The organism is uncultured Lentibacter sp., assembly GCF_937123735.1.
GTDB lineage: Bacteria > Pseudomonadota > Alphaproteobacteria > Rhodobacterales > Rhodobacteraceae > Lentibacter.
In genome coordinates, this window is sequence record NZ_CAKZKL010000030.1 from 1 (window position 1) to 23,978 (window position 23,978).

The following is a 23,978-nucleotide window of genomic DNA, read 5'->3' on the forward strand; positions in this document are numbered from 1 at the left end:
AGGGCTGCCCGAAGGGGCAGCCCTTTTGCGCACGGTGGTAGGGTGCGCATTGACTGCGCACCTTCCGGCACAGTGACCACGGGTTGGGTGGTTGCTGCGTGATGTCAGGCTTGCTAGGGTTGGCTTGCGTTTTTTCACAAGTGGCCCCGGTTCATGACCCATCCCTATCAGGCTCTGCCCGCCCATGCCTTTTGGCATTCTGCTGTTGCCGAGACAGGCGTTTTGGGCCTGGAGCAGCTTTGGCAGCCCAAGTTTCCCATTGACGCGGACACCCCGATTGCGACGGCGGGAAGTTGTTTTGCGCAACACATTGGTCCTGCTTTGGATGCGCGGGGCTATCACTGGCTGCAAACAGAGCCAACCCCGCCCTGGCTGCGCGAAGCGGGGGCGCAGCGTTTTAATTACGGGGTTTTCAGCTGTCGCACCGGCAATATCTATACGCCGCATATGTTGTTGCAGTGGCTGCGGCTCGCCTTTGAAGGCGGAGACACTGAGCTTTGGCAGGCCAATGGGCGTTGGTATGACCCTTTGCGCCCGTGTATCGAACCTGAGGGGTTTGCCAGCAAGAGCGAGCTTCTGGACGCGCGTGCCGCGACCCTGGCGGGCCTGCGCAGAGCCGTTCGTGACGCCCATGTTTTTGTCTTCACACTCGGGCGGACGGAGTCCTGGCGCAACCGTCAGAGCGGGCTGGAATATGCGCTTTGTCCCGGCACGGTGGCCGGGGCGGCGTTTGACCCTCAGGCACATGAGTTTCACAACGCAGGGTATGACGCGCTGCATGCGGATATCGCCGCAGCCTTGGCCCTGATGCGGGCGCAGACTCCAGAGTTGCGGGTTGTGCTCACGGTCTCGCCTGTGCCGCCGGTTGCGAGCGCTTCGGGCCAACATGTGCTGACGGCCACGAGCCACGCCAAGGCGCTGCTGCGCGCGGTTGCTGGCGCGGTGGCGGCGCAGGATCCGGCAGTGGATTATTTTCCCGCCTACGAGATCCTCACCCAGCCGGTGGCACGGGGCATGTTTTTTGCGCCGGATATGCGCCGGGTGGTGCCTGAGGGCGTGGCTTTGGTGATGCGCCATTTCTTTGCAGAGCAGGCCCGTGTTTTTGGACCGCCCGCGCCAAAGAAGGCAGAAAAGTCTGGGCGGGGCCGGCGAAAAGCGGCCGGGCGGCAGATGGAGCTGATATGCGAGGAGGCGCTTCTGGATGCCTTTGCCAAATAGCATGGTGATTTTTGGCGATAGCAACATCGCCACGGTGCGGCGGGCGCAGGATGCCGGTTTGCTCGGATTTCTCAGCGCACCGCCGGAATTCTGGGGCGCGGCGGGGCCGGCTTACCGGCAATTGGACTACCGCGACGGCGCCTTGCGCGCGCTTGGCCCGGCGGGGCAGGCGGCGGTTTTGGCCATCAACGAAGCGGGGCGGCTGGCGTTGCGGCCCGATGATTTTGAGACATTTGTGTTTTATGGTGGTCGGCTCAGGCTTGCAGAGTTTTTTGCGGCCTATCTTGCTGTGCTGACCGATCCGGAGCGCGCGGTGAGCGCGGCGGCGCTGGCCTATGCGGCGGCGCAATTTCTGAGCGAGCGCCGGGCCGTGCGGTGGGCGCGGCAGCTCAAGGCGGATGGTGCGGACACAGTTGTGTTTGTGGCGGCGGGCTTTCCTTGTTGGGGAGTTGTGGACCAAGAGGCCGAGGGCGGCTTGCTACACGCGGCGCCAAAGCTGCGCGAGGCCCCCGTTGAGGCGCGCGCCCGGCTTTGGCAGGCTCTGGAGGGCGCTTTTGCAGATTTGGGGCTTGAGTTGGTGGCGCAGCCCGAGAAGACGGTGATGGAGGGGATGTTCACCCGGCCGGAGTTTGCAATAGAGGGGGCCGTGCAAAAACAGGACGCCATTCACAAAGCGCCCAGCTATGCGGCCTTGGTGTTGGAAAAGCGCTTTGGCGGGCAAAAAGCGCCTTGATTTTCGCGCCGTGCCGATTTATCTCACAGGTCGGCCTTAGGGGTATAGCTCAGTTGGTAGAGCGACGGTCTCCAAAACCGTAGGCCCACAGTTCGAGTCTGTGTGCCCCTGCCACTTCCTTTCCAGCGTTGGATTGCTGCGCGCCCTTTTGGGCTTGGGCGTAGGCTTAGGCTTGGCTTCTTGTGCGTTTTGCGCAAGACAGCGGTGAGAGAGGGGAGACAGGATGAGGCTTTTTCAACGTATATTGGCCGGGCGCTTTGCCGAGCTGGCGCCGGAGGTGCAGGCGCTGCACGCGGGTGTGGGCATTCGCGAGGGGGAAATTACGCTGCACAGCGCGCCTGTGATGCGGCTTCTGGGGTATCCGCCGCCCTGCAAGGATGCGCCCCTGTGGTTTGGCACCCGCGAGGAGGAAAATACCGCGATCTGGCGGCGCCAGATCAAGGATCGCGAGCTTGTGAGCCTGTTGTGGCAGAGTGGTGAAGAGGTGAGCGAGCGCATGGGCGCGGCCACCATCACCTCCCGTCTGGAGCTCGTCGCGGGGCGCTTGATACAGGTGACGACGGCGGTGCGCCTGTTTGACATGCCTGTGCCGCGCGTGCTTTGGCCGCAGATCACGGCGCAGGAGTGGGGGGAGCGCGGGAGATACCACTTCAAGGTTGAAGTGCGCGCCCCGATTGCCGGCTTTGTCTTGCTGGCCTATGAGGGCTGGCTCAACCCTGCGGCGGGCTGAAGCGCAGGCTGAGGCAGGACATGCCGCCATCAAGCTTGGCAGCCTCTGAATTGCCAACCTCGCGGATGGTGTAGCCGGCCTTGTCGAGCGCCTCGGCGGTGCGCGGAAAGCCTGAGGGCATGATCACCAGATCGTTGAAGCGGATGGTGTTGGCCGCGGCGTCTTCGCCCTCGGCGGTGTGCAGCACGCGGTAGCCCTCAAAGCAGCCCGAGGCGGCGAGGCGCTTGGTGGAGAGGATGGTCTCTTCATCGAGCAGCGAACAATCGGTTTTGAAGTGCAGCACCCCGGCGGGGGTGGCGACTTCGCGCACGGTGTAGCCCCAATCGGCGGTGGCGCGGCGCAGCGCCTCTATGCCGCCTGATGTGGTGCGGGCCGATGTGCCGACGAGGATTTCTGTTTCGGTGGTGAGGATGTCGCCCCCTTCGATGAAATCAGGCGCTTGGATGGTGCGGATGTCTTGGTAGAACTTGGCCAGTGTCGGGGCCATGAGCGCGGCCTCGCCCAAGCGGGTGGGCGCGCCGGGGCGCATGACAACCGCGCCTTCGGGCAGGCACAGCGCGGCATCTTCGACAAAGACGCTGTCGGGGTAGTCTTCGAGCGCATCCAGCAGCTCGATATGCGCGCCTGTGGAGCGCAGGGCGGCGACATAATCGGCGTGATGCTGCGCGAAAAGCGCAAGATCGGGCGTGCCCGTGTCAACGGCGCGCAGGCCGTTTGTGATGCTTTGGGACGGCACGCGCGAGATGGCGTGGGTGAAGGTGTAGGACCGGGACATGATGCGCCTTTAGCTGCGGGACTGTTTGGGAATGCGGTTTTCCAGATAGCGGAACCCGAGCACAAGAATACCTGTGAGGCAGAGATAGATCGCCGCCACAAACAGGAGGGGCTCGTAGATTTTGTAGGTTTCCTGCCGCACGATGGAGCCGATGCCGTAGACCTCAAAGACCGTGATCGTGGCGGCCAGTGGCGTGGCCTTGAGGGTGAGGATGAACTCGCCTGTGAGGGTGGGAAAGGTGTTTTGCAAAGCACGCGGCAGCCAGACCCGGCGCAGCACCTGAAAGGGGCTCATGCCGACAGCGCGGGCGGCCTCCAGCTCGCCCTTGGGCACGCCCCGGAACGCGCCGCGCATGATCTCGCCTTCATAGCCCGCCACGGAGAGCGAGAAGGCCAGAACCGCATAGGGGAAAGCATCGCGCAGCACGGGCCAGAGGAAGCTTTCGCGTATCCCCGGAATGGAGGGAAAGAGCGAGCCGACGCCGTAGTAGATCAGCCAGAGCTGAATGAGCAGCGGTGTGCCACGGATCACCGTTGTGAAGCCGCGCGCGAGCCATGCCAAGGGGCGCGGGCCAGTGACCTGCACAAGGCCAATGGGAATGGCCAGCGACATGCCGATGAGGATCGACCAGAAGAGAAGCTGGAGTGTGAGCCAGAGACCTTCGACGAAGCGGGGCAGATATTCGGGGAGCCAGGACCAATCCATGGGCTCAACTCTGGCTCGGCTGGCCGCGGCGGAAGCGCCGCTCGACCAGTGCAAAGACGCCTGTGGAGGCGAGCGAGAGCATGAGATAGAGCGCGCCTGCGGCGAGGTAGAACATGAAATAGGCCTTGGTTGCGCCGGCGGCCTGCTTGGTTTCCAGCGCCAGCTCGGAGAAGCCGACAACCGCCAGAAGCGCGGTTTCCTTCGTGGCGATGAGCCAGAGATTGGCAAGGCCGGGCAGTGCGAAAGGGATCATCGCGGGGAGGATGATGCGCCAGTGCGCGGTGAAGGCCGACATGCCAATGGCGCGGGCGGCCTCGATCTGCCCGAAGGGGACCGCGTGAAACGCGCCGCGCAGCACTTCGGTGGAGTAGGCGCCCTGCACAAAGCCGATGACATAGATGCCCGCCCAGAGGCCGGAGATGTCCATGCGCTCAAAGCCCATGGAGGTGAGCGCCATGTTGAGAAGATCGGTGCCAAGGTAATAGAGCAAGAGGATCAGCACGAGCTCAGGAACGGCGCGGATGACGGTGGTGTAAACCGTGAGCACACCGCGCAGCACCGGGCCACCGTAGATTTTGCCAAAGGCGCCAAAGAGGCCGAGGGCAAGGCCGAGGATATAGGCGCCCAGCGCGATCTGGAACGTGCTCCACAGCCCGCGCAAGAGGTTGCCGCCCCAGCCGGGCGGCGACAATGCGAGGAGTTCGAGCGCGTTTTCCATGGGGTCCGATCAAAAAAGGCGCGCGCCAGAGTTTTGGCGCGCGCAGGAGGCGTTTAGCCGCCGTAGATGTCAAAGTCGAAATAGGCTTTGCCGATGGCATCATAGGTGCCGTCTGCGCGGATCTGTTTGATTGCCGCGTTGAACTTTTCGGCCAGCTCCGTGTCTTCCTTGCGCATTCCCACGCCAACACCGGGGCCAAAGACCTCTTCGTCTGAAAGCTCGGCTTTCACTTCCATGTCAGGGGCGGAGGCGAGGTAATCGGAGAAGGCAATGGAATCACCCACAACCGCATCGACACGGCCGGCTGTGAGATCCTGGTTGTGCTCGTCAAATGTCGAGTAGGTTTTGATCTGAGCTCCGCCAAAATGCTTCTCGGCATAGTTTTGGTGGATTGTGGAGACTTGCACGCCGATGATTTTACCATCGGTGCTGTCGGCGCTCATGTCTGACGACTTGGGGGCCACAAGCACGGCGGGCGTGTTGTAGTATTTGTCCGAGAAGTTGATGGTTTTGAGGCGCTCTTCGGTGATCGACATGGAGGCGACGATTGCGTCGATCTTGCCCGCGAGCAGGGCCGGGATGATGCCGTCCCAGGCCACATCAACGACGGTGCATTCTTCTTTCATGGCTGCGCAGAGCGCATTCTTGAGGTCTACTTCGAAGCCTTCCCATTCACCGGCGGCATTTTTGGCGGTGAAGGGGGGGTAAGCTTCGGCCGCGAACCCGATTTTGATGTCGGCGGAGGCGGCTGTGGCGGTAAGCGCCAGAGCGGCGACTGTGCCAAGAATGGATTTGATGGTCATGGTTTGGTCTCCTGTTGGTTTACGGTTTAGTGAGTGTTTTGAATGAATGCGGCGAAGCGTTCGCTTTTGGGATGTGTGAAAATCTCATCCGGCGCGCCCCGCTCTTCGACGCGGCCTTCGTGCAGATAGACCACTTCAGACGAGACATCGCGCGCAAATCTCATTTCATGGGTCACAAGGATCATGGTGCGCCCCTCTTCGGCGAGGCCGCGGATAACTTTGAGCACTTCGCCGACCAGTTCCGGATCGAGCGCGGACGTCGGCTCATCAAAGAGCATGACTTTGGGCTCCATGGCCACGGCGCGGGCGATGGCGGCGCGTTGCTGCTGCCCGCCGGACAGAAAGGCCGGGTATTGCGCGCGTTTGTCATAGAGGCCGACGCGCTCCAGGATGGCCTCGGCGCGCGCGCGCGCTTCGGCTTTGGGCACGCCCAGCACCTGCACCTGGCCTTCCATGACGTTTTGCAAGACGGTCATATGCTGCCAGAGATTGAAGCTTTGAAACACCATCCCCAGCTGGGAGCGCAAGCGCGCCACCTGCTTTTTGTCGGCGGGCACACGGTTTGGCCCGCTGCCCTTGAATTTCACCTCTTCGCCCGACAAGCGGATAACCCCGGCTGTGGGCAGCTCCAGCAGGTTGATACACCGCAGGAAAGTGCTCTTTCCGGAGCCGGAAGAGCCAATGAGCGAGACAACATCGCCCTCGCGCGCGGACATGGACACACCCTTGAGAACCTCCAGGTCACCGAAGGATTTGTGCAGGTCTTCCACTTGCAGCGTGGCAGCGGTGCCACTGGCGGATGCTGGGTCGGTCATGTGGTGTATATCTTTTCTCCCGTCTGCCCGGAGAATCCCGGCGTGCAGCCCTTTGAGATTAGTTTTTTAGGGTTGATTGGCAATCTTTTTCTCAAGGCCCGGGCCGGTGACCCTTGGGAAGGGAGCGCCAAAGGTGGGCGGAGCGAGCCCGGCATGGAACCAGCAGAGAAAGCTGTGGATCGAATAGACTGGCAGCCCTGTGGCCCGGGCCACGGCGGCGGCATAGGGGGGCATGTTGGTGCATTCCAGCACGAGCGCGCCCAGCTCGGGGTGGTCGGCGCAGAGCGTGAGGGCCGCGCGCCGGATTTCTTGGGCGGCGGCCTGTGTGTCAAGCTCGGGCAGGTTGTTCAGGATGGAGGCGCTGAAGCTGCCCGTGTCGGTGCCGATCAGGGGGGTGTCGGCCGGAGCGCCTGCGGCCAGAAGATGGGCCGCGGTGAGGCTCTGGGCTGATATGGTCACCACGCCGGTGCGCTGGCCGGGGGGCAAGAGTGCGTTGATTGAGGCAATTTGCATCAGTGCCGAGGTGGCCACGGGCACGCCCAGCGCCGATTTGAGATCATCTTGCAACAGCGACAGAAACCCGCAGGTTGTTGTGATGCCCGTGCAGCCTTGGGCGACAAGCTTTTTGCCGGCGCTGACAAACTGGGCCAGCAGCTTGCGCGGATCATTGGCAACGATCGCCTCGGGCGTTGCGCCGCTGACCACCTCATAGGCAACCGGAAACGGCCAGCTGGCGGCATTGCCGATGTCTCCGGGCACCCTCGGAAAGGCGGTGTCGAGCAAAAGGATGCCGAGGCGGGGGATGGTTTTATCTGTCATGGGCGGGATGGCGCGCCTTGTGCGCTCTGATAGGGCTCAAGCTCGGACAGGAGCAGCGCGAGAAACTCTTTCGCCGTCTGCGACAGCGGGCGGGTGGCGGAGGTGATCACGGCCATGTCCATATGGATTTTGGGCGCGAAGGGCCGGCTCACAAAGCGCGGGTCGCAATCATGTTCCAACACGAAGGGATCCAGCAGGGACACGCCCATGCCCTCTTTCACAAAGCTGAGCAGATTTTTGAACAGGTGGGAATGGACGCGCGTGCGCATTTTCAGCCCGGCTTCTGTGAAGGCGTCGCGCAGGCGGCGGTGGGTCATGTGATCGGGGCCCATGGAGATCACCGGTGCGCCGGCGAGCAGCTCGGGCGTGAGCTGGGCGTGCTGTGCCAAAGGGTCATCGCGGTGCAGCGCGAGGCGGGTTTCGACCTGCAAGGGGTAGGCGGTGAGGGTGTCATACAGCAGCGGGTGCTCGCATATGCCGATTTCAAACAGCCCCGAGGTGACCCATTCCTGAATTTTGGTCGAATATTGCGACTGAAAGGAGATGTTCATATCCGGGCGGCTCTTGGCGAATTTGGCAATCACGGCGGGAATGAAACCGAAGGACATGGAATGTTGCGAGGCCACCTGAAGCTGGCCGGCCTGCTTGTTTTGCAGATCGACAACGGTTTGGGTGACGTGATCCAGCCCGCGCACCACCGTGTCGATTTCACGGTGCAACATGGCGGCTTCCGGGGTGGGCAAGAGACGCCCGTGGATGCGTTCAAACAGCGGCAGTCCCGTTTGGCGTTCCAGCTGGGCGAGCAGATTTGAGATGCCCGGTTGGGAAATGCCAAGCGCCTCTGCTGCGCCGGTGACGGTGCCGCTTTCGACGATGGCATGAAAGGCCTGAAGCTGTCTGAACCTGAGACGCATGGGGGCTTCTTATCACAAAAAATGATATGTGCGAGAGATAATTGTATTTGAAATGATGTGACCGCTTCGCCAGAGTGAAGGCCTGCAACGGGGGCCAAGATGACGTCAGAGCATATCGTGATTGTTGGCGCAGGGATCGTGGGCGCGGCCACGGCGATCTGGCTGCGGCGCGCTGGCATGGCGGTTACGCTGGTTGACAAGGGCGCACCCGGCATGGGCGCGTCTTATGGCAACGGCTGCATTCTGGCGAGCTCCTCTGTGGTCCCGGTCACGGGGCCGGGGCTTTTGGCCAAGGGGCCGGCCTATCTGGCAGACCCCAATTTCCCGCTGTTTTTGCGCTGGAGCTATTTGCCAAAGCTTGTGCCCTGGCTTGTGCGCTATTTGTCTCACGCCAACAGCGGCGACACCCGCCGGATCAGCCAGGGGCTCACCACGATTGTGGGTGACAGCCTGGAGCAGCACCAGGCGCTGACCCGGGGCACCGATGTGGCGAAATGGGTTTGTGAGTCAGAGTATTCGTTTGTTTACAAGGACCGTGCCGCTTTTGAGGCGGATGCCTTTAGCTGGCAGCTGCGCGCGGACGCGGGCTTTGTGCCAGAGCTTGTCGAGGGCGGCGCTGTGCAGGAGAGAGAGCCGATTCTGGGCCCAAACGCCGGGCTCTTGGCGGTGCTCAAGAACCACGGGTTTATCCTCAACCCGGGGGCCTATGTGCAAGCGCTTGTGGGGCTTCTGGAACAGCTTGGCGGACGGTTTGTGCGCGCTGAGGTCAAGGATTTTGATGTGAGCGGCGGCCAGATTTCTGCCGTGGAGACCACCGTGGGCCGCATTGCCTGCGACAAGGCTGTGATCTCTTCGGGGGTGTGGTCAAAAGCGCTGATGGGCAAGTTGGGCCTCAGCGTGCCGCTTGAGGCTGAACGGGGCTATCACATTGTGTATCGGGAACCGAGCCAGAGGCCGAACAACCCGATGATGTTGGCGGCGGGCAAATTTGTGGCCACCGCCATGGACCAGGGGCTGCGCTGTGCCGGGATCGTGGAGTTTGGCGGTTTGAGCGAAACCCGCTCCAAGGCACCGCTGGCGCTGTTGCGCAAGAAGGTCAAAGAGTTTTTCCCCGCGCTCACCGCAACGGGAGAGGAAGAGTGGCTGGGCTTTCGCCCCGCGCCCACCGACAGTTTGCCACTGATTGGCGAGCTGGGGCAGAGCGGGGTCTTTGCGGCCTTTGGCCACCATCATATCGGCCTCACGGGCGGGCCCAAGACGGGCCGGCTTGTTGCCGATATGATCACCGGGCAACATTCCAACCATGATATGCGGCCCTTCCAGCCCAAGCGCTTTGCCAAGGGCTGACAAGAAAAGAAACTGAAACCAACGGGAGAAAGACCATGAAAAAACTGACGAAAAAACTGGGCACAGCCGCTGCAACGGTGGCGTTGAGCATGGCCGCCAATGCGGCGATGGCGGAGAAATGGGATATGCCCATGGCCTATGCGGCCACGAATTTCCACTCCGAGATGGGTGTGGTTTTTGCGGATAAGGTGCGCGATTACACCGGCGGGGAGATTGATATTACGGTGCATCCCGGGGGCTCGCTCTTTAAGGGGGGCGAGATCAAGCGCGCCGTGCAAACCGGGCAGGCCCCGATCGGAGAGCGTTTCATGAGCGCCCATGCCAATGAAGCGCCGCTGCTGGGCTGGGACAATGTGCCGTTCATTGCCACCACCTATGAAGACAACGAGAAGCTCTGGGCTGCCGCGAAAGACAAGGTCAACGCCCAGCTGGCCGATCAGAACCTGGTCACGCTGTATACCTGTGCCTGGCCGGGTCAGGGGTTTTATTTCAAAAAGCCTGTGGCCTCTTCGGCGGACACACAGGGGGTCAAGTTCCGCTCCTATAACACCGCCACCGCAACCTTTGCGGAAGAGCTGGGCATGATCCCTGTGCAGGTGGAAGCTGCCGAGCTGAGCCAGGCGCTGGCGACGGGTGTGGCGGAGGCCTTTATCTCCTCTGGCTCAACGGGCTATGACCGCAAGGTCTGGGAAACGCTGACGCATTACTACAAGGTCAACGCCTGGCATCCGCGCAACTATGTGATGGTGAACAAGGGGATCTGGGACGGCTTGAGCAGCGATATGCAGGCGGCCGTTCAAAAGGCAGCCGACGAAACCGGCGCGGCCTGTAACGCAAAGTCTGCGGAGCTGGCCAACTGGTATTTCGAACAGCTTGAAGCCAATGGTATGACCGTTCAGGATGCGGGGCCCGAGTTCTTGGCCGAGCTGCAAAAAATCGGTGCCAAGATGCAGGCGGATTGGATTGCCACAGCCGGGTCTGACGCGCAGGATATTCTGGATGCTTACAATTCCAAGTAAGATCTTGCCCTGATTGACAGCATGTCGCCCCGCCACCAAACAGCTGGCGGGGCGCACACCACATAAAAGAAGAGAGGGAGGGCCATGCGAGACTGGCAAGCATTTCTGGGGCTGCCCCTTTGGGTCTGGCTGTTTGTATTTCCGAGCATTCTGGCGCTGTATTGCCTATGGAAAGGCCCTGCGGCGGCGGTGCAGTTGCGCCCGGTCTGGCGGATATTGGACCGGATCTACGCGGCGGCAGGCGCTTTGGCGGCGGTGTTCATGGTCTTGATTTTGCTCTTGATCATCGGGCAAATGATTGCGCGGTGGTCAAATGTCACCTTCCCCGGCTCGACCGAATATGCGGGCTATGCCATGGCGGCGACCTCGTTTTTTGCGCTGGCCTACACATTGACACAGGGCGCGCACATCCGGGTGTCGATTTTTCTCAATCTCAATACCTTCACGAAATTCTGGCTCGATGCGCTCGCGATGTGGATTGCGGCTGTGACGGCGACCTATTTTGCCCGCTACGCCATCAAGACCAATATCATGTCCGAGATGCTCAATGACCGCACGCAGGGGCAGGATTTTACGCCCGAGTGGCTGATCACCTTTTTCCAGATGTTTGCCACCTCGCCTCTTGAGTGGGGCAAGCTGTGGGCCAATGCGGGCGCGGGCTGGGTGTATACGCCTGTCTGGTTGCCACAATTGCCCATGTCGGTGGGCACGGTGCTGCTGGCGGTGGCCATCTGGGACTATCTGCTGCGGCTGTTGTGCTTGCGGGAGACACAAATTCACGGGGAGGTTTTGGAATGAGCGAAGTCTACGCCACGGTTATTTTTCTCTTCGTGTTGTTTGCGCTTTTGGGCGGGTCTGTCTGGATCGGGCTTGCGCTGATGGGGGTGGCCTGGGTGGGCATGGAGCTGTTCACCATGCGCCCGGCGGGCGATGCGATGATCACCACCATCTGGTCGGGGGCCTCAAGCTGGACGCTCACGGCGCTGCCGTTGTTTATCTGGATGGGGGAAATTCTCTACCGCACCCGCTTGTCAGAAGATATGTTTCGCGGCCTTGCGCCCTGGATGCGCTATCTGCCGGGGGGGTTGTTGCACACCAATATCGCGGGCTGCACCATTTTTGCGGCGGTCTCAGGCTCCTCGGCGGCGACGCTGAATATGGTTGGCAAGATGTCGATCCCCGAGCTGCGTGAGCGGGGCTATCCTGAGTTCATGATCATCGGAACCCTTGCCGGTGCGGCCACGCTGGGGTTGATGATTCCGCCGTCTCTGACGTTGATTGTCTATGGGGTGACGATCAATGAGAGCATCACCAAGCTCTTTATGGCCGGGGTCTTTCCTGGCTTAGTTCTGGCGGGGCTGTTCATGCTTTACATCATTGGCTGGCATTATGCCTACCCAAGCCAGCGGCCCGAACCGGAGCCCAGAATGCCGCTGTCAAAGCGGATCGCGGAGAGCCGCTTTCTGCTGCCGATATTCGGATTGGTGTTCGTGGTCATCGGCTCGATGTATCTGGGCTATGCGACGGCGACAGAGGCCGCAGCTGTGGGAGTTGTCGGGGCTTTGGCGCTTTCGGCGGTGCAGGGCTCGCTGGATTGGGCGACCTTCAAGCAGGCCTTGATGGGTGCAACCAAGACCTCCGCCATGATTGCCTTCATCCTGATGGGGGCGGCTTTCCTTTCGTTGTCGATGGGCTTTACGGGCTTGCCGCGGGCCTTGGCCGAGTTGATTGACAGCTACAATCTTTCGCCTGTTGCGCTGATTGCGGTGCTGACGGTCTTTTACCTGATCTTGGGGATGTTCATGGACGGTCTGTCTTCGGTGGTGCTGACCATGGCGATTGTGGAACCAATGATCCGCACCGCAGGGATTGATGTGATCTGGTTTGGGATCTTCCTGGTGGTGGTGATCGAGACTGCGCAGGTGACACCACCGATCGGGTTTAATCTGTTTGTGCTGCAAGGGATGACCCGGCATGAGATCAGTTATATCGCCAAGACGGCCATACCCATGGTGGGGCTGATGCTTCTGATGGTGGTGATCCTGGTGATCTTCCCTGAGCTTGCAACCTGGCTGCCTGACAACATCCGGCAGGGCGGCGCCGGGTAGCCATGCTGGGCGCGCTGGGATTTGTGGCGCGCCACGGGCGTTGGGCCCTTGTGTTGGGGCTCTTGTGCGGGCTTTTGGTGCCGTCGCTCGCGGCGGCGCTCAAACCCTGGCTCGCCGAGCTTGTGCTGGTGTTGTTGTTTCTCACCGGCTTGCGGGTTGGACCGCAGCAGGCGCTGAGCGGGCTGAAGGGGATCGGGCGCACGCTGGCTGTGGTGCTGGGCTACCAGCTTGCCCTGCCGCTTCTGGCGCTGGCGGCCTTTGCGGCCCTTGGCCTTGCCGGCACGCCCTATGCGGTCGCGTTCACGCTGATGCTGGCCGCCCCGTCGGTGACGGGCAGCCCCAATATCGCCATCCTGCTGGGCCATGCGCCCGAACCGGCGTTTCGTCTGCTCATTTTGGGCACAGCCCTTTTGCCGCTGACGGTTGTGCCTGTGTTCTGGCTCAGCCCGGCGCTGGGAGACCTCGCGGCGGCGCTTTGGGCTGCGGCAAAGCTTTTGCTCTCGATCTGGCTGGCCATCGGGCTGGCCTTTGGAGTCCGACATCTGGTGCAGCCGGAGCTGAAGGCCGCCCAAAGCCACGCGTTGGACGGGGTGATGTCAATTGCGCTGGCGGTGATCGTGGTCGGGCTGATGAGCGCTGTCGGGCCGGCCTTGCAGAGCCAGCCTTGGGAGGTCTTGCGCTGGTTGCTGCTCGTGCTCGTGGCCAATCTGGGCTTGCAGGGGCTGGCCTTTGGCTGGCTGCGCCGCCATGTTTCAGCGCCAGAGGCTGTGCCCTTTGCGATTGTTGCGGGCAACCGCAATGTGGCTCTGTTTTTCGTGGCGCTTCCGGTGGTTCATTCGCCGGAATTCCTCATTTTTCTGGGCTGCTACCAGATCCCCATGTATCTTACAGCCATTGTCATGCGCCCACTGTTTTTGCGCCGGCCCTGAGCGGGCAGCGGAGGTATCAACAGAGTGTTTACCGTGATGGGGGCTGACACAGGCAGGCGGCTGTGGTTTGACGGGGTCAGTACAGGGGGGCGCATATGCCAGAAGAGACTGCTCAACTTCGGGCTGCGGCCAAGGGCGCTTTGGCGGCCGAGTGGCTTGCGCCTTCAAAGGCGCGGGTGGCTGGGCTTCTGGGCGATGCGCCGGAGGCTTGCGCGCAGCTGCGTGCGGCGGCACATGTTCGCCCGTTTGAGCGGGTGGTGGTTTTTGCGCGCGACACGCAGGCTGCCGCACGCTGTGCAGCCCAGATCGGGGCGGAGCTGGGCTTGGACGGCGAGATTATGACCAATGCGATGGCGCTTGTGGGAAGCTGCGATTTTGTGGTGGGCGCACCCGCAGAGCTGCGCGCAGACTGGCTTCACAGGGGGTTGCATGTGACGCTTGTGGGCGATGCGGGCGAGATTGATCCGCAGGTGCTTGAGCGCGTTGACTTGCTGGTTGGGGAAGCTGGTGTTGCCTTGGACGATGTCATCGGTGGCGCAGCCGGAGGGCGGCGCGGCGAGGCCGATATCACCCTTTGCGATCTTTCCGGTGCGGGTGAGCAGGCCCTGATCCCGAGTGCCAAGGTTGCACGGATGATGGGCGAGATGGCTGCAAAAATTGGCCAGTGAGGAAATTTCCTCTGGAAATGGCTGCGCTGTTTTGGCAGGTATGGGGCGCGCATTAACCCAACCATCTGCACGCTGAGCTCCGGCATAAAGGTGAGATGCCAACCATTGGAGCTTTTTTCATGCTTAAAAACGATCATCTTGAACAGTGGGATCGTGACAATTTTTTCCATTCCTCGACCCATCTGGCTGATTTTGCGCGCGGAGACCTGCCACAGCGCGTGGTGACGGGCGCGCATGGCTGCCATATTGAAGACCGCGAGGGCAACCGCCTGCTCGATGCTTTTGCGGGGCTTTACTGTGTCAACGTCGGCTACGGGCGCCAGGAGATTGCCGAGGCGATTGCCGCGCAGGCCAGGGAGCTGGCCTATTATCACTCCTACGTTGGCCACGGGACCGAGGCGAGCATCACGCTAGCCAAGATGATCATGGACCGTGCGCCCAAGCACATGAGCAAGGTCTACTTCGGCCTCGGCGGCTCGGACGCCAATGAGACCAATGTGAAGCTGATCTGGTATTACAACAATATTCTGGGCCGCCCCGAGAAGAAGAAGATTATCTCGCGCTGGCGCGGCTATCATGGCTCCGGGCTGATGACCGGCTCTCTGACCGGGCTGGAGCTGTTTCACAAGAAATTTGATTTGCCGCTGGCGCAGGTGGTGCATACCGAAGCGCCCTATTACTTCCGCCGTGAGAATCTTGAACAAAGCGAGGCGCAGTTTGTGGCGCATTGCGTGGCCGAACTCGAAGCGCTGATTGAGCGCGAGGGGGCTGACACCATTGCAGCCTTTATCGGCGAGCCTGTGCTGGGCACCGGGGGCATTGTGCCGCCGCCTGCGGGCTATTGGGCCGCCATTCAGGAGGTGCTGGAGCGCCACGACATCTTGCTTGTGGCCGATGAGGTTGTGACAGGCTTTGGCCGCCTCGGCACGATGTTTGGCTCCGAGCACTACGGGATGAAGCCTGATCTCATCACCATCGCCAAGGGGCTGACCTCGGCCTATGCGCCGCTGTCGGGCAGCATTGTGAGCGAGAAGATGTGGAAGGTGCTGGAGCAGGGCACGGACGAGAACGGCCCCATCGGCCATGGCTGGACCTATTCGGCCCACCCCATCGGGGCGGCGGCTGGCGTTGCCAACCTCAAGCTGATTGACGCGCTGAAACTCATTCAGAACGCAGGCGAAACAGGCGCTTATCTCAATGCTGCGATGAAGGATGCCCTCGGCGATCATGTCCATGTGGGCGACATTCGCGGCGAGGGGATGCTCTGTGCTGTGGAGTTCGTCAAGGCGCGCGAGGGGCGAATTTTCTTTGAGGCTTCAGAGAAGATCGGGCCGCAGGTTGCCGCTGCCTTGCTGGCGGAGGGGGTGATTGCCCGCGCGATGCCGCAGGGTGATATCCTTGGTTTTGCGCCGCCCTTCTGCCTCACCCATGCGGAGGCTGACGAGGTGGTCGGCAAGACGGTCAAGGCGGTGAAATCGGTTCTGGGCTAAGGCGCCCAGCTCTGACATATTGGCCCCGATGTTTGCAAAAGCATCGGGGCTTTTTCATGGGGTGAGGTAACCTTGGCTCGGCTTGGCAGTTTGATTTTGGCGGCGTGCTGCGTGGGGCTTCTGGCCAGTGCGGCGGCGGCGGAGCGTGTGAGCGTTTTTGCCGCCGCGAGCCTGAAGACTGCGCTGGATGCGCTTGAGCCTGCCGTTGAAGCGGCCACGGGCCATGAACTGCGGCTGGTATATGCGGGCTCCTCCACGCTGGCGCGCCAGATAGAACAGGGCGCGCCTGCGGATCTGTTTATTTCGGCCCATGCTGATTGGATGGATACTCTGGAGGCGCGCGACAAGCTTGTGGCGGGGAGCCGTGTTGATTTGCTCTCAGGCAGGCTCGTTTTGATCAGCCGTGAGGCTGCGCCCGCACTGCGGCTCAATGCGCCCGAGAGCTTTGAAGGCGCGCGGATTGCCATGGGGCTGACGCGGGCTGTGCCGGCGGGGATTTATGGCCGCGAGGCGCTGGAGGCGCTGGGGCTATGGGCGCCGCTCAAGGCGCAGGTGGTTGAGACAGACAATGTGCGCGCGGCCTTGGCACTTGTGGCGCGCGGCGAGGCGCGCTTCGGGATTGTTTATGCCAGTGACGCGCTGGCAGAGCCAAGGGTGCAGGTTGTGAAAGCCTTTGAGGCCAGTTTGCACAGCCCGATCATTTACCCCGCAGCGCTGGTTTCTGACAGGGCCGCTGCGGGTGAGGTGCTGGCCTATTTGCAGAGTGCTGCGGCTTGGCGCGTGTTTGAGGCGCAGGGGTTTTTGAAAGTGGAGCCGCGTCCATGAGTTGGCTTGGCGTTGAGGAATGGCAGGCGGTGCTGCTCTCGCTCAAGGTGGCGTTCTGGGCCACGCTTTTGAGCCTGCCGCTGGCGATTGCGGTGGCCTATGCGCTGGCGCGGGGGCGCTTCTGGGGGCATGGGCTGCTCAACGGGTTTGTGCATTTGCCGCTTGTTTTGCCCCCTGTTGTGACAGGGTATTTGCTGCTTGTTTTCTTTGGCTCGCAAGGGCTTGGCGGGCGGGTGCTGGAGGCCGTTGGCCTGCCGCTGGCCTTTCGCTGGACGGGGGCAGTTCTGGCGGCGGCCATTATGGCGTTTCCGCTGGTTGTGCGGGCGATCCGCCTGTCTATCGAGGCCGTGGATGCGCGGCTGGAGGACGCGGCCGCCACGCTGGGAGCTTCGCCTTTGAGAGTGTTTGCTACGGTGACGCTGCCGATGGCGCTGCCCGGTGTTCTGGCGGGGGCGGTGCTCGGCTTTGCCAAGGCGATGGGCGAGTTTGGCGCGACGATTACCTTTGTGTCCAACATCCCCGGCGAGACGCAGACGTTGCCCTCGGCTGTCTACAGCTTCTTGCAGGTGCCGGGTGGGGAAAGCGCTGCGGCGCGGCTGGTGATCATTGCGGTGGTCATTGCGATGGGGGCGCTGCTGCTCTCGGAATGGCTGGCGCGGCGCATGGCGCGGAAGGTGGCGGGCGCATGAGCCTCAAGGTGGATGTCACAAAATCTCTTGGTAGGCTTGAGCTTGCTGCCAGGTTTGAAGCGCCTTTGGGCATAACGGTTCTGTTTGGCCCTTCGGGGTCTGGAAAAACCACGCTGATCAATATGATTGCCGGTTTGACCCCACCGGATGCGGGGCATATCGGGCTGGGGGGGCGTGTGCTTTATGACAGCAAATCGGGCGTGAGCCTGCCCACGCACAAGCGCGGGGCGGGCTATGTGTTTCAGGATGCGCGGCTGTTTCCACATCTGACTGTGGAAGCCAACCTCAACTACGGGCGCAAGCTGGCGCCAACACCTGTGCCGGAGCCGGAATTTGACCGTATCGTGAAACTGCTGGGCATCGGCGGGCTGATGGCGCGCCGCCCGGCCAGGCTTTCGGGCGGGGAGGCGCAGCGCGTGGCGCTGGGCCGCGCGCTTTTGAGCGGGCCGAAGATGCTTCTGGCCGATGAGCCGCTGGCGGCGCTGGACGGCGCGCGCAAGGCGGAGCTTTTGCCCTATTTCGAGCGGCTGCGCGACGCACAGGATATCCCCATTCTCTATGTTACCCATTCGGTGAGCGAGCTGGGGCGGCTGGCGGACCATGTGCTGAGCTTTGAGGCGGGGCAGGCGCGGGGGCTGCGCCGCCCTCAAGATGTGCTGGCAGATCCGGGGCTTGTGCCCGGTGGCGTGCGCGGGGTGGGCGCTGTGATCAGCGCGCAGCTGGTGGCGCACCACGAAGATGGGCTGAGCGAGCTCAGCGCGGGCGGTGTGCCGCTCTTTTTGCCCAAGGTGGCGCAGCCGGTGGGTGCGCGCTTGCGGGTGCGGATTGCGGCGAGCGATGTGATCTTGTCGCGCCGCAAGCCGGAGGGGCTCAGCGCGCTCAATATTCTCAAGGCCCGCGTGACGGGCTTGCGCGAGGGCGCGGGGCCTGGGGCGCTTGTTGCGCTTGAGACGCCTGCGGGCAAGTTGCAGGCGCGGATCACGCGGCGCTCTGCCCGCGCCCTGGGCCTCGCGGCGGGGCTTGAGGCCTATGCGATTGTGAAAACCGTGTCGATTGCCCAGGAAGATGTGGGCGGCTGAGCGCTACTTGATGGGTTTGTTGTAGCGGATGAACGGGGTCAGCTCGGCCACGCGATCATAGAGCTGGCGGGCGGTCGTGTTGAACGCCTGCGTCATCCAGTAAACCCCGCTGGCGCCGGCTTCGCGGGCCTCGTGATGCACCGCCTCGATGAGTGCGCGCCCCGCGCCCGTGCCGCGCGCGGCGGGGTCAACGAAGAGGTCTTGCAGGTAGCAGGTGTTTTCAACCGACCACATGTGGCGGTGAAAAAGATAGTGGGTGAAGCCGATGGCCTGCCCATCCTTCAGCGCAATCAGACCTTTGAATTCGTTGTCCGCGCCCGACAAGAGCCGCGCAAAGGAGCTGTCAAAGACCTCTTTGGGGCGCGATGTTTCATAAAACCTCAGATAGGCTGTGAACAGGCGGTCCCATTCCGGGCGGTCTTGGGCTGTTGGGGGGCGCAGAATGAGCTGGGACATCGGGTTTCCTTATGTGAAGCCCAAGGCGGCACGCATTGCGAGAAGGCCTGACTTGGCCTCTTTGGAGAGAGACCGCGCCGCGAGGCTGGCGCTGGCGAGGGCATCTGTTGCGGCCATGAGCTTGTGCGGGGTGCGCGCCTCAAAAGCGGATGCGATTTCGGCAAGGGCGTCGGGCGCGTCGCTTGCCCCGGTTTCGGGCAGCGCCAGGGCGGCGAGCTGCCTCTCTTCAGCCGCTTTGAGCGCGCGGCGTGTGGCCGGGTCACAGGCCAGCGCCAAGGGCTTGCCCGGCGCATGAGACAGGAAGAGGCGGCGCAACAGCGGCGCGCCGTAAAAGGCCAGCAAAGCCTCAAGTTTGGGCAATGCGGCCAAAGGAGCGGCAACGCGCGGCGACGGGTCGGCCTCGCTGGGCGGGCGGACCGGATCTATCAGGCAGACCGAGAGCTTTGTCTGGCTGGCGCTGATAAGGTCGACCCCTGCCACGAGCCCCGGAGCATAGGCGGCATGATCTTTGCGAAACACATCAATCATCAGATCAAAGCTGCGTGCCATTTTATCGGCATGATAAGCCAGATCAGCGGCGTAATATGTGTAGCGCCCGTCGGAGTCTGTGAGCGCGCGCGGGCGCAGATCGCCCCGGGCGGTTGTATCCAGCATCAGCCGTGCAAGCGGCGGCTCCGGGGCTGTTTGCAAGAGGTTGCCCGCGGCATCCATGAGCGCGGCTTTGCTTGCAAAATCATCCAAGAGTTTGCGCAACGCCCCTTTTGTTTCAAGGCTGCTCTCGGCGGTAAAGACATCAAAGGCAACACCAAGCGCCTCCAGATCGGCTGTGATGCGCTCCATGGCCGCAGCCACTGTGGCGCTGCGCAGGGGGGAAAGCCAGCTGGCCTCAGGGCTATCAAAGAGCGCCTCGGGCAAGCGCTTGCGCACGGTGGTGGCGAGCGCGGTGATTTCATCATCCTCAAAAGCGCTGGGGGTGAGCACGCGGGCATAGACCCCGCGCGCCAGAGCATCGGCCTGCGGGCCGGCATCGTTGACATAGTATTCGCGGCTGACCTGATGGCCGAGCTGGCCCGCCATGCGCGCCAGCACATCGCCGATGATGGCGGCATAGGCATCCTCGCCACGCAGGGGACGGGAGGGGTAGGCCGAGACGAATTCGATGTTGATACGCAGGGGCGCTTGGCTTGTCATGCAGATCTGATAGCAGCAATTCCGGCGCGAGGGGAAGCCTTGCTGTGGTGAATTGGCTCTTTTCCTTCCGGCCCAAGCCCGATATGCAAAGCGTCACTTTGAAACCCCCTCCAAGAAGGCGCGCGCCCATGCAAAAGACGCTGATTGAAACGCTGCAACAGATGGTCAATGCCGCTTTCGAGCGCGCCGGATATGACCGCAAATTTGCCTCCGTGCGCGTGTCAGATAGGCCGGATCTGGCCGATTTTCAGTGCAACGGGCTGATGGGCGTGGCCAAGAGCCAGAAGATGAACCCGATGGAGGCTGGTGCGGTTGTGATGGAAGCGCTTGATCTTGAAGGGCTTTTTGAGGCGGACTTTGTCAAGCCCGGCTTTCTGAATTTCAAGGCCACGGATGCGGCGCTGCGGGCCTTTGTTGCGGCCTCAGCGGCTGATCCGCGGGCGCTGGCAGGGCGCATTGAGCGCCAAAAGATCATGGTGGACTACGGCGGGCCGAACCTTGCCAAGGAAATGCATGTGGGCCATCTGCGCTCGGCCATTGTGGGGCATGGGCTGATCAAGCTGTTGGAATTTGCCGGGCATGACGTGGTCAGTGATGTGCATCTGGGTGACTGGGGCTTGCAGCTCGGCCAGCTCATCACCCAGATCGAGCAGGTGCGCCCCGATCTGTTTGACGAGGTGGTCAAGGCCCCGATTACAATGGATAATTTGCAAGAATGGTATCCGGCGGCCTCGGCCAAATCAAAGGCGGATGAAGCCTTTCGCGAGCGCGCCCGTGTGGCCACTTCGGCGCTTCAGGCGGGGGATGCGCGCTACCTGCGGCTTTGGCAGCGGATCGTGGATGTGAGCATTGCCAGCCTGCGGCGCGACTACAACCGGCTCGGGTGTGAGTTCACCTATTTTTACGGCGAGAGCCGCTATCAGGAGATGCTGGGCCCGCTGGTGCAAAGCCTTGAAGACAAAGGCGTTGCAGAGCCATCGGATGGCGCGATTGTTGTTCATTTACAAGAGGATAAGAAGCTTCCCCCGCTGATGCTGCGCAACTCCAACGGCGGCTATGGATACGGCGCGACCGACCTTGCGACCATCGTGGACCGCCTTGAGCACGACAGCCCCGATTACATCCTCTACGTTGTGGACGCGCGCCAGAAAATGCACTTCCAGCAGGTATTCCTCGGCATGGAAAAGACCGGCCTTCTGGGCGACACGCGGCTGGAACACACCGCTTTTGGCACAGTGAACGGAACCGATGGCAAGCCCTTCAAGACCCGCGAGGGCGGGGTGATGCGGCTCCATGACCTGATGGAGGAGATGCACGCCGCCGCCCGTGCGCGGCTGGAAGAGATGGGCAAGCTCGCGGGCGAGGAGCTGGCGAAAACCGCCGAGCAGATTGCCATTGCCGCAATCAAGTTCGGCGAGCTGAGCCACGACCGCGAGAGCAACTACATATTTGATATGGAACAGTTTTTGCAGTTTGAAGGCAAGACGGGCCCCTATATTCAATACACCTGTGTGCGGATTGCCTCGCTGATGGAAAATGCGCGCGCGGCAGGACTTGAGACAGCCGCATTCAGCGAGCTGAGCGATGGCGCGCGCGCGCTTGTTCTGACGCTCGATGAGTTCCCCGCCAAGCTGGCCCGCGCGGTGGAGACCCGCAAGCCGAGCAATATGGCGCTGCATGTCTACAAGCTCGCCAATGCGACCAACTCTTTTTATCAGTCCAACCGCGTTCTGGCCGAAGGGGTGGACCCGAAAGTGGCCGCCTCGCATCTTGGTTTGCTGGCGGCGGCCAAGGGGCAGCTTGAGCTGGGTCTCAGCCTTCTCGGGATCGACGTTCCGGCCAAAATGTAAGCTGCGCGATTTTTTTCGCGCCTTAGCGGCTGCGTTAAGACTTGCGGCTTTGCGCCCTCAAGGGGGGGTGAAAAGCGTGCACAGGGCGTGCACCACGCGTGCACCGGCGAAAACAGCTTTTTTAGGGCTCGGCAAATCTGAAGGGCGCGCGCGCCACGGCAAGGCTTTGGCAAGGATTTGTCGCACAACCCCAGTGGGGGGGCTTTGCCCCCATCTGCACCGCAGACTCCCTCCAGAGACTCTCCCCAGGATATTTTGACGAGAAGATGCCGGCGTCAGCTTTTGTCTTCGGCGAGGAAGCGCTCGGCCTCAAGCGCCGCCATGCAGCCCATGCCTGCCGAGGTGACGGCCTGACGGTATTTGTGATCGGTCAGATCGCCGGCTGCGAAGACACCGGGGATCGAGGTTTCAGTGCTGTCGGGTTTGGTGACGACATAGCCGCCCATATGGGTTTCGAGCACGTCCTTGACCAGCTCGTTGGCCGGCGCGTGGCCAATGGCGATGAAGACACCTTTGCAGGGGATGTCCGTGATCTCGCCGGTTTTGGTGTGTTTGACTTTGACGCCTTCCACCCCCAGCGGGCTGTCGGTTCCGTAGACCTCGTCGATTTCGTGGAACCAGAGGGGTTCGATCTTTGGGTTTTTGAGCAGGCGGTTTTCGAGGATTTTCTCGCTGCGCAGGGTGTCGCGGCGGTGGATGAGGGTGACCTTGCTGGCGAAGTTGGTGAGAAAGAGCGCTTCCTCGACGGCGGTGTTGCCGCCCCCGACCACGACGATCTCCTGACCGCGGTAGAAAAAGCCGTCGCAGGTGGCGCAGGCGGAAACACCGAAGCCCTTGAACTTCTCCTCAGAGGGCAGGCCGAGCCATTTGGCGCGCGCGCCCGTGGCGAGGATAACGGCGTCGCAGGTGTAGAGCGTGCCGCTGTCGCCCTGGGCTTTGAAAGGGCGCTCGGAGAGGTCGAGGTTGGTGATGATATCGCCGATGATTTCGGTGCCCATCGCCTTGGCGTGGGCCTCCATGCGCACCATCAGGTCGGGGCCCTGCACCTCGCTGTCGCCGGGCCAGTTCTCGACTTCGGTTGTGGTGGTGAGCTGGCCGCCCGGCTCGATGCCCTGCACGAGGATCGGCTCCAGCATGGCGCGCGAGGCGTAGACGCCTGCGGTATAGCCGGCGGGGCCTGAGCCGATGATCAGAACTTTGGTGTGACGTGTAGCGGCCATTTCGGGCTCCCGGATATCTGAGGTGTGACGGTCTTGAACGGGATATATCGGGCCGCAGGGAGGAAGAAAAGAGCCTGCGGTGGCGGGCTTTTGCCATGGGGGAGAGCGCTTTAACTTTCTTGCGTGTGGTTGAAATATTGTTGCGCTTGGCGGGGGCAGGCTATAAGAATTGGAAAAAATTCAGAGGTGACCCATGCCACATACGCGTTTGGACGAGATTGACCGGAAAATCCTGGCCGAGTTGCAGGCGGATGGGCGCATGACCAATGTGGAGCTGGCCAAACGGGTTGGGATTTCGGCGCCGCCGTGCCTGCGCCGGGTGCGCACGCTGGAAGAGGCGGGCTTTATTCGCGGGTATCATGCGCAGGTCAACCCGCGTGAGCTGGGCTTTGAAGTGCAGGTCTTCGCCATGGTGGGGTTGATGAGCCAGGCGGAGGCTGACCTCTCGGCTTTTGAGGCCCGTTGCCGGGCTTGGCCGCTGGTGCGCGAATGCCACATGCTCAACGGCGAGGTCGATTTTATCCTCAAGTGCGTGGCGCCCGATTTATCAAGTTTTCAAAGCTTTCTGACAGAAGACCTGACGGCGGCGGACAATGTTGCGAGCGTGAAAACATCTCTGGTGATCCGAGGCGCGAAAGATGAGCCGGGTGTGCCTTTTGACGTGCTGGAAGCGCGGCTCGCGCGGCAGGCCTAGGGTCCGGTTTCCAAAAGGCGTGCCTGCGGCACACAGGTTTCTTCAGGTAGGGGGCGCTCGCGCCCCCTCTGCCTTCGGCATTCACCCCCTGAGGATATTTAGGGCAAGAAAAAAGACTTTTTTAACCTTGTTTTGGCAAAGTGTCTTTGCGGAACAGGCGGGGACGCCGATGGCCGCGCAAGG

The 23,978-nt window shown here is 61.9% G+C and carries 25 protein-coding genes and 1 tRNA gene; 16 read left to right on the forward strand and 10 right to left on the reverse strand.

What is annotated here, in order from left to right; translation table 11 throughout:
* Window positions 1–153: 153 nt before the first annotated feature.
* The 4 genes from Q0478_RS09460 (at window position 154) to Q0478_RS09475 (ending at window position 2,681) form a co-directional block, all read left to right on the forward strand.
* A complete protein-coding gene (locus Q0478_RS09460; RefSeq protein WP_298678664.1) occupies window positions 154–1,218 on the forward strand; it encodes a GSCFA domain-containing protein in 1,065 nt (354 codons plus the stop codon).
* On the forward strand, window positions 1,202–1,951 hold the full coding sequence (locus tag Q0478_RS09465) for a hypothetical protein (protein WP_298678666.1): 750 nt from the start codon (window positions 1,202–1,204) through the stop codon (window positions 1,949–1,951). The genes Q0478_RS09460 and Q0478_RS09465 overlap by 17 nt, the downstream gene beginning before the upstream one ends.
* A gap of 38 nt (window positions 1,952–1,989) precedes the next feature.
* Window positions 1,990–2,065, forward strand: a tRNA-Trp gene (locus tag Q0478_RS09470).
* A gap of 109 nt (window positions 2,066–2,174) precedes the next feature.
* Window positions 2,175–2,681: a DUF4166 domain-containing protein gene (locus Q0478_RS09475; protein ID WP_298678668.1), complete on the forward strand. Its 507-nt coding sequence runs from the start codon at window positions 2,175–2,177 to the stop codon at window positions 2,679–2,681.
* On the opposite strand, the gene Q0478_RS09480 is transcribed toward Q0478_RS09475, so the two are convergent.
* The 7 genes from Q0478_RS09480 to Q0478_RS09510 all read right to left on the reverse strand — a co-directional run bounded on the left by Q0478_RS09480 (window position 2,662) and on the right by Q0478_RS09510 (window position 8,230).
* Window positions 2,662–3,459, reverse strand: a complete 798-nt coding sequence (locus Q0478_RS09480) for a dimethylarginine dimethylaminohydrolase family protein (RefSeq protein WP_298678835.1) — start codon at window positions 3,457–3,459, stop codon at window positions 2,662–2,664. The genes Q0478_RS09475 and Q0478_RS09480 overlap by 20 nt on opposite strands.
* Window positions 3,460–3,465: 6 nt before the next feature.
* Window positions 3,466–4,161, reverse strand: coding sequence for an ABC transporter permease (locus tag Q0478_RS09485; RefSeq protein WP_298678670.1), 696 nt, complete (start codon window positions 4,159–4,161; stop codon window positions 3,466–3,468).
* 4 nt (window positions 4,162–4,165) lie between these two features.
* The gene (locus Q0478_RS09490; protein ID WP_298678672.1) at window positions 4,166–4,879 is read right to left on the reverse strand and encodes an ABC transporter permease subunit; all 714 of its coding nucleotides are present in this window, start codon (window positions 4,877–4,879) and stop codon (window positions 4,166–4,168) included.
* Between the two features lie 53 nt (window positions 4,880–4,932).
* Window positions 4,933–5,682, reverse strand: coding sequence for a transporter substrate-binding domain-containing protein (locus Q0478_RS09495; protein WP_298678674.1), 750 nt, complete (start codon window positions 5,680–5,682; stop codon window positions 4,933–4,935).
* Window positions 5,683–5,708: 26 nt separating this feature from the next.
* Complete coding sequence (locus Q0478_RS09500) at window positions 5,709–6,497, reverse strand: ABC transporter ATP-binding protein (protein WP_298678675.1); 789 nt, start codon at window positions 6,495–6,497, stop codon at window positions 5,709–5,711.
* 66 nt (window positions 6,498–6,563) lie between these two features.
* Entirely contained in the window at window positions 6,564–7,316 is a 753-nt protein-coding gene (locus Q0478_RS09505; protein WP_298678676.1) for an aspartate/glutamate racemase family protein, read from the reverse strand.
* Entirely contained in the window at window positions 7,313–8,230 is a 918-nt protein-coding gene (locus Q0478_RS09510; RefSeq protein WP_298678677.1) for a LysR family transcriptional regulator, read from the reverse strand. The genes Q0478_RS09505 and Q0478_RS09510 overlap by 4 nt, the downstream gene beginning before the upstream one ends.
* A 99-nt stretch (window positions 8,231–8,329) precedes the next feature.
* Here Q0478_RS09510 and Q0478_RS09515 point away from each other — a divergent pair, with 99 nt between their 5' ends.
* The 10 genes from Q0478_RS09515 (at window position 8,330) to modC (ending at window position 18,384) form a co-directional block, all read left to right on the forward strand.
* Complete coding sequence (locus Q0478_RS09515) at window positions 8,330–9,577, forward strand: FAD-binding oxidoreductase (RefSeq protein WP_298678678.1); 1,248 nt, start codon at window positions 8,330–8,332, stop codon at window positions 9,575–9,577.
* 35 nt (window positions 9,578–9,612) lie between these two features.
* Complete coding sequence (locus Q0478_RS09520) at window positions 9,613–10,596, forward strand: TRAP transporter substrate-binding protein (RefSeq protein ID WP_298678680.1); 984 nt, start codon at window positions 9,613–9,615, stop codon at window positions 10,594–10,596.
* An 84-nt stretch (window positions 10,597–10,680) separates the two neighbouring features.
* Window positions 10,681–11,394 carry a TRAP transporter small permease gene (locus Q0478_RS09525; protein WP_298678682.1) on the forward strand — a complete coding sequence of 238 codons (714 nt, stop codon included), beginning with the start codon at window positions 10,681–10,683 and terminating at the stop codon, window positions 11,392–11,394.
* Window positions 11,391–12,704 (forward strand): TRAP transporter large permease, encoded by a 1,314-nt coding sequence (locus tag Q0478_RS09530; RefSeq protein WP_298678684.1) that lies wholly within the window; start codon window positions 11,391–11,393, stop codon window positions 12,702–12,704. Before Q0478_RS09525 ends, Q0478_RS09530 begins: the two co-directional genes overlap by 4 nt.
* Window positions 12,705–12,706: 2 nt before the next feature.
* A complete protein-coding gene (locus Q0478_RS09535) occupies window positions 12,707–13,633 on the forward strand; it encodes a hypothetical protein (RefSeq protein ID WP_298678686.1) in 927 nt (308 codons plus the stop codon).
* Window positions 13,634–13,728: 95 nt separating this feature from the next.
* Complete coding sequence (locus Q0478_RS09540) at window positions 13,729–14,301, forward strand: hypothetical protein (protein ID WP_298678687.1); 573 nt, start codon at window positions 13,729–13,731, stop codon at window positions 14,299–14,301.
* A 119-nt stretch (window positions 14,302–14,420) separates the two neighbouring features.
* Complete coding sequence (locus Q0478_RS09545; protein ID WP_298678688.1) at window positions 14,421–15,791, forward strand: aspartate aminotransferase family protein; 1,371 nt, start codon at window positions 14,421–14,423, stop codon at window positions 15,789–15,791.
* A 72-nt stretch (window positions 15,792–15,863) separates the two neighbouring features.
* A complete protein-coding gene (gene modA / locus Q0478_RS09550) occupies window positions 15,864–16,616 on the forward strand; it encodes a molybdate ABC transporter substrate-binding protein (protein WP_298678689.1) in 753 nt (250 codons plus the stop codon).
* Window positions 16,613–17,305, forward strand: a complete 693-nt coding sequence (gene modB, locus Q0478_RS09555) for a molybdate ABC transporter permease subunit (protein ID WP_298678691.1) — start codon at window positions 16,613–16,615, stop codon at window positions 17,303–17,305. The genes modA and modB overlap by 4 nt, the downstream gene beginning before the upstream one ends.
* Window positions 17,302–18,384, forward strand: a complete 1,083-nt coding sequence (modC, locus tag Q0478_RS09560; RefSeq protein WP_298678693.1) for a molybdenum ABC transporter ATP-binding protein — start codon at window positions 17,302–17,304, stop codon at window positions 18,382–18,384. The genes modB and modC overlap by 4 nt, the downstream gene beginning before the upstream one ends.
* A gap of 3 nt (window positions 18,385–18,387) precedes the next feature.
* Here modC and Q0478_RS09565 read toward each other — a convergent pair whose 3' ends face one another.
* Both Q0478_RS09565 and Q0478_RS09570 read right to left on the reverse strand, forming a co-directional pair.
* The gene (locus tag Q0478_RS09565; protein ID WP_298678695.1) at window positions 18,388–18,840 is read right to left on the reverse strand and encodes a GNAT family N-acetyltransferase; all 453 of its coding nucleotides are present in this window, start codon (window positions 18,838–18,840) and stop codon (window positions 18,388–18,390) included.
* A gap of 9 nt (window positions 18,841–18,849) precedes the next feature.
* Complete coding sequence (locus Q0478_RS09570) at window positions 18,850–20,031, reverse strand: hypothetical protein (protein WP_298678697.1); 1,182 nt, start codon at window positions 20,029–20,031, stop codon at window positions 18,850–18,852.
* Window positions 20,032–20,159: 128 nt separating this feature from the next.
* Here Q0478_RS09570 and argS point away from each other — a divergent pair, with 128 nt between their 5' ends.
* Complete coding sequence (gene argS / locus Q0478_RS09575) at window positions 20,160–21,881, forward strand: arginine--tRNA ligase (RefSeq protein WP_298678699.1); 1,722 nt, start codon at window positions 20,160–20,162, stop codon at window positions 21,879–21,881.
* A 275-nt stretch (window positions 21,882–22,156) separates the two neighbouring features.
* On the opposite strand, the gene trxB is transcribed toward argS, so the two are convergent.
* A complete protein-coding gene (gene trxB / locus Q0478_RS09580; RefSeq protein ID WP_298678701.1) occupies window positions 22,157–23,101 on the reverse strand; it encodes a thioredoxin-disulfide reductase in 945 nt (314 codons plus the stop codon).
* A gap of 193 nt (window positions 23,102–23,294) precedes the next feature.
* On the opposite strand from trxB, the gene Q0478_RS09585 reads away from it, so the two are divergent.
* Window positions 23,295–23,795 carry an Lrp/AsnC family transcriptional regulator gene (locus Q0478_RS09585; RefSeq protein ID WP_298678703.1) on the forward strand — a complete coding sequence of 167 codons (501 nt, stop codon included), beginning with the start codon at window positions 23,295–23,297 and terminating at the stop codon, window positions 23,793–23,795.
* The last annotated feature ends 183 nt before the right edge of the window (window positions 23,796–23,978 follow it).

Excerpts from the sequence above, each read along its gene's own strand:
- trxB (WP_298678701.1), bottom strand. The coding sequence starts at position 23,101 with ATGGCCGCTACACGTCACACCAAAGTTCTGATCATCGGCTCAGGCCCC.
- Q0478_RS09530 (WP_298678684.1), top strand. The coding sequence starts at position 11,391 with ATGAGCGAAGTCTACGCCACGGTTATTTTTCTCTTCGTGTTGTTTGCG.
- Q0478_RS09495 (WP_298678674.1), bottom strand. The coding sequence starts at position 5,682 with ATGACCATCAAATCCATTCTTGGCACAGTCGCCGCTCTGGCGCTTACC.
- modC (WP_298678693.1), top strand. The coding sequence starts at position 17,302 with ATGAGCCTCAAGGTGGATGTCACAAAATCTCTTGGTAGGCTTGAGCTT.
- Q0478_RS09505 (WP_298678676.1), bottom strand. The coding sequence starts at position 7,316 with ATGACAGATAAAACCATCCCCCGCCTCGGCATCCTTTTGCTCGACACC.
- Q0478_RS09460 (WP_298678664.1), top strand. The coding sequence starts at position 154 with ATGACCCATCCCTATCAGGCTCTGCCCGCCCATGCCTTTTGGCATTCT.
- Q0478_RS09525 (WP_298678682.1), top strand. The coding sequence starts at position 10,681 with ATGCGAGACTGGCAAGCATTTCTGGGGCTGCCCCTTTGGGTCTGGCTG.
- Q0478_RS09565 (WP_298678695.1), bottom strand. The coding sequence starts at position 18,840 with ATGTCCCAGCTCATTCTGCGCCCCCCAACAGCCCAAGACCGCCCGGAA.
- Q0478_RS09545 (WP_298678688.1), top strand. The coding sequence starts at position 14,421 with ATGCTTAAAAACGATCATCTTGAACAGTGGGATCGTGACAATTTTTTC.
- Q0478_RS09510 (WP_298678677.1), bottom strand. The coding sequence starts at position 8,230 with ATGCGTCTCAGGTTCAGACAGCTTCAGGCCTTTCATGCCATCGTCGAA.
- Q0478_RS09570 (WP_298678697.1), bottom strand. The coding sequence starts at position 20,031 with ATGACAAGCCAAGCGCCCCTGCGTATCAACATCGAATTCGTCTCGGCC.
- Q0478_RS09520 (WP_298678680.1), top strand. The coding sequence starts at position 9,613 with ATGAAAAAACTGACGAAAAAACTGGGCACAGCCGCTGCAACGGTGGCG.
- Q0478_RS09485 (WP_298678670.1), bottom strand. The coding sequence starts at position 4,161 with ATGGATTGGTCCTGGCTCCCCGAATATCTGCCCCGCTTCGTCGAAGGT.
- Q0478_RS09585 (WP_298678703.1), top strand. The coding sequence starts at position 23,295 with ATGCCACATACGCGTTTGGACGAGATTGACCGGAAAATCCTGGCCGAG.
- Q0478_RS09490 (WP_298678672.1), bottom strand. The coding sequence starts at position 4,879 with ATGGAAAACGCGCTCGAACTCCTCGCATTGTCGCCGCCCGGCTGGGGC.
- Q0478_RS09535 (WP_298678686.1), top strand. The coding sequence starts at position 12,707 with ATGCTGGGCGCGCTGGGATTTGTGGCGCGCCACGGGCGTTGGGCCCTT.
- Q0478_RS09475 (WP_298678668.1), top strand. The coding sequence starts at position 2,175 with ATGAGGCTTTTTCAACGTATATTGGCCGGGCGCTTTGCCGAGCTGGCG.
- modB (WP_298678691.1), top strand. The coding sequence starts at position 16,613 with ATGAGTTGGCTTGGCGTTGAGGAATGGCAGGCGGTGCTGCTCTCGCTC.
- argS (WP_298678699.1), top strand. The coding sequence starts at position 20,160 with ATGCAAAAGACGCTGATTGAAACGCTGCAACAGATGGTCAATGCCGCT.
- Q0478_RS09465 (WP_298678666.1), top strand. The coding sequence starts at position 1,202 with ATGCCTTTGCCAAATAGCATGGTGATTTTTGGCGATAGCAACATCGCC.
- Q0478_RS09500 (WP_298678675.1), bottom strand. The coding sequence starts at position 6,497 with ATGACCGACCCAGCATCCGCCAGTGGCACCGCTGCCACGCTGCAAGTG.
- Q0478_RS09515 (WP_298678678.1), top strand. The coding sequence starts at position 8,330 with ATGACGTCAGAGCATATCGTGATTGTTGGCGCAGGGATCGTGGGCGCG.
- Q0478_RS09540 (WP_298678687.1), top strand. The coding sequence starts at position 13,729 with ATGCCAGAAGAGACTGCTCAACTTCGGGCTGCGGCCAAGGGCGCTTTG.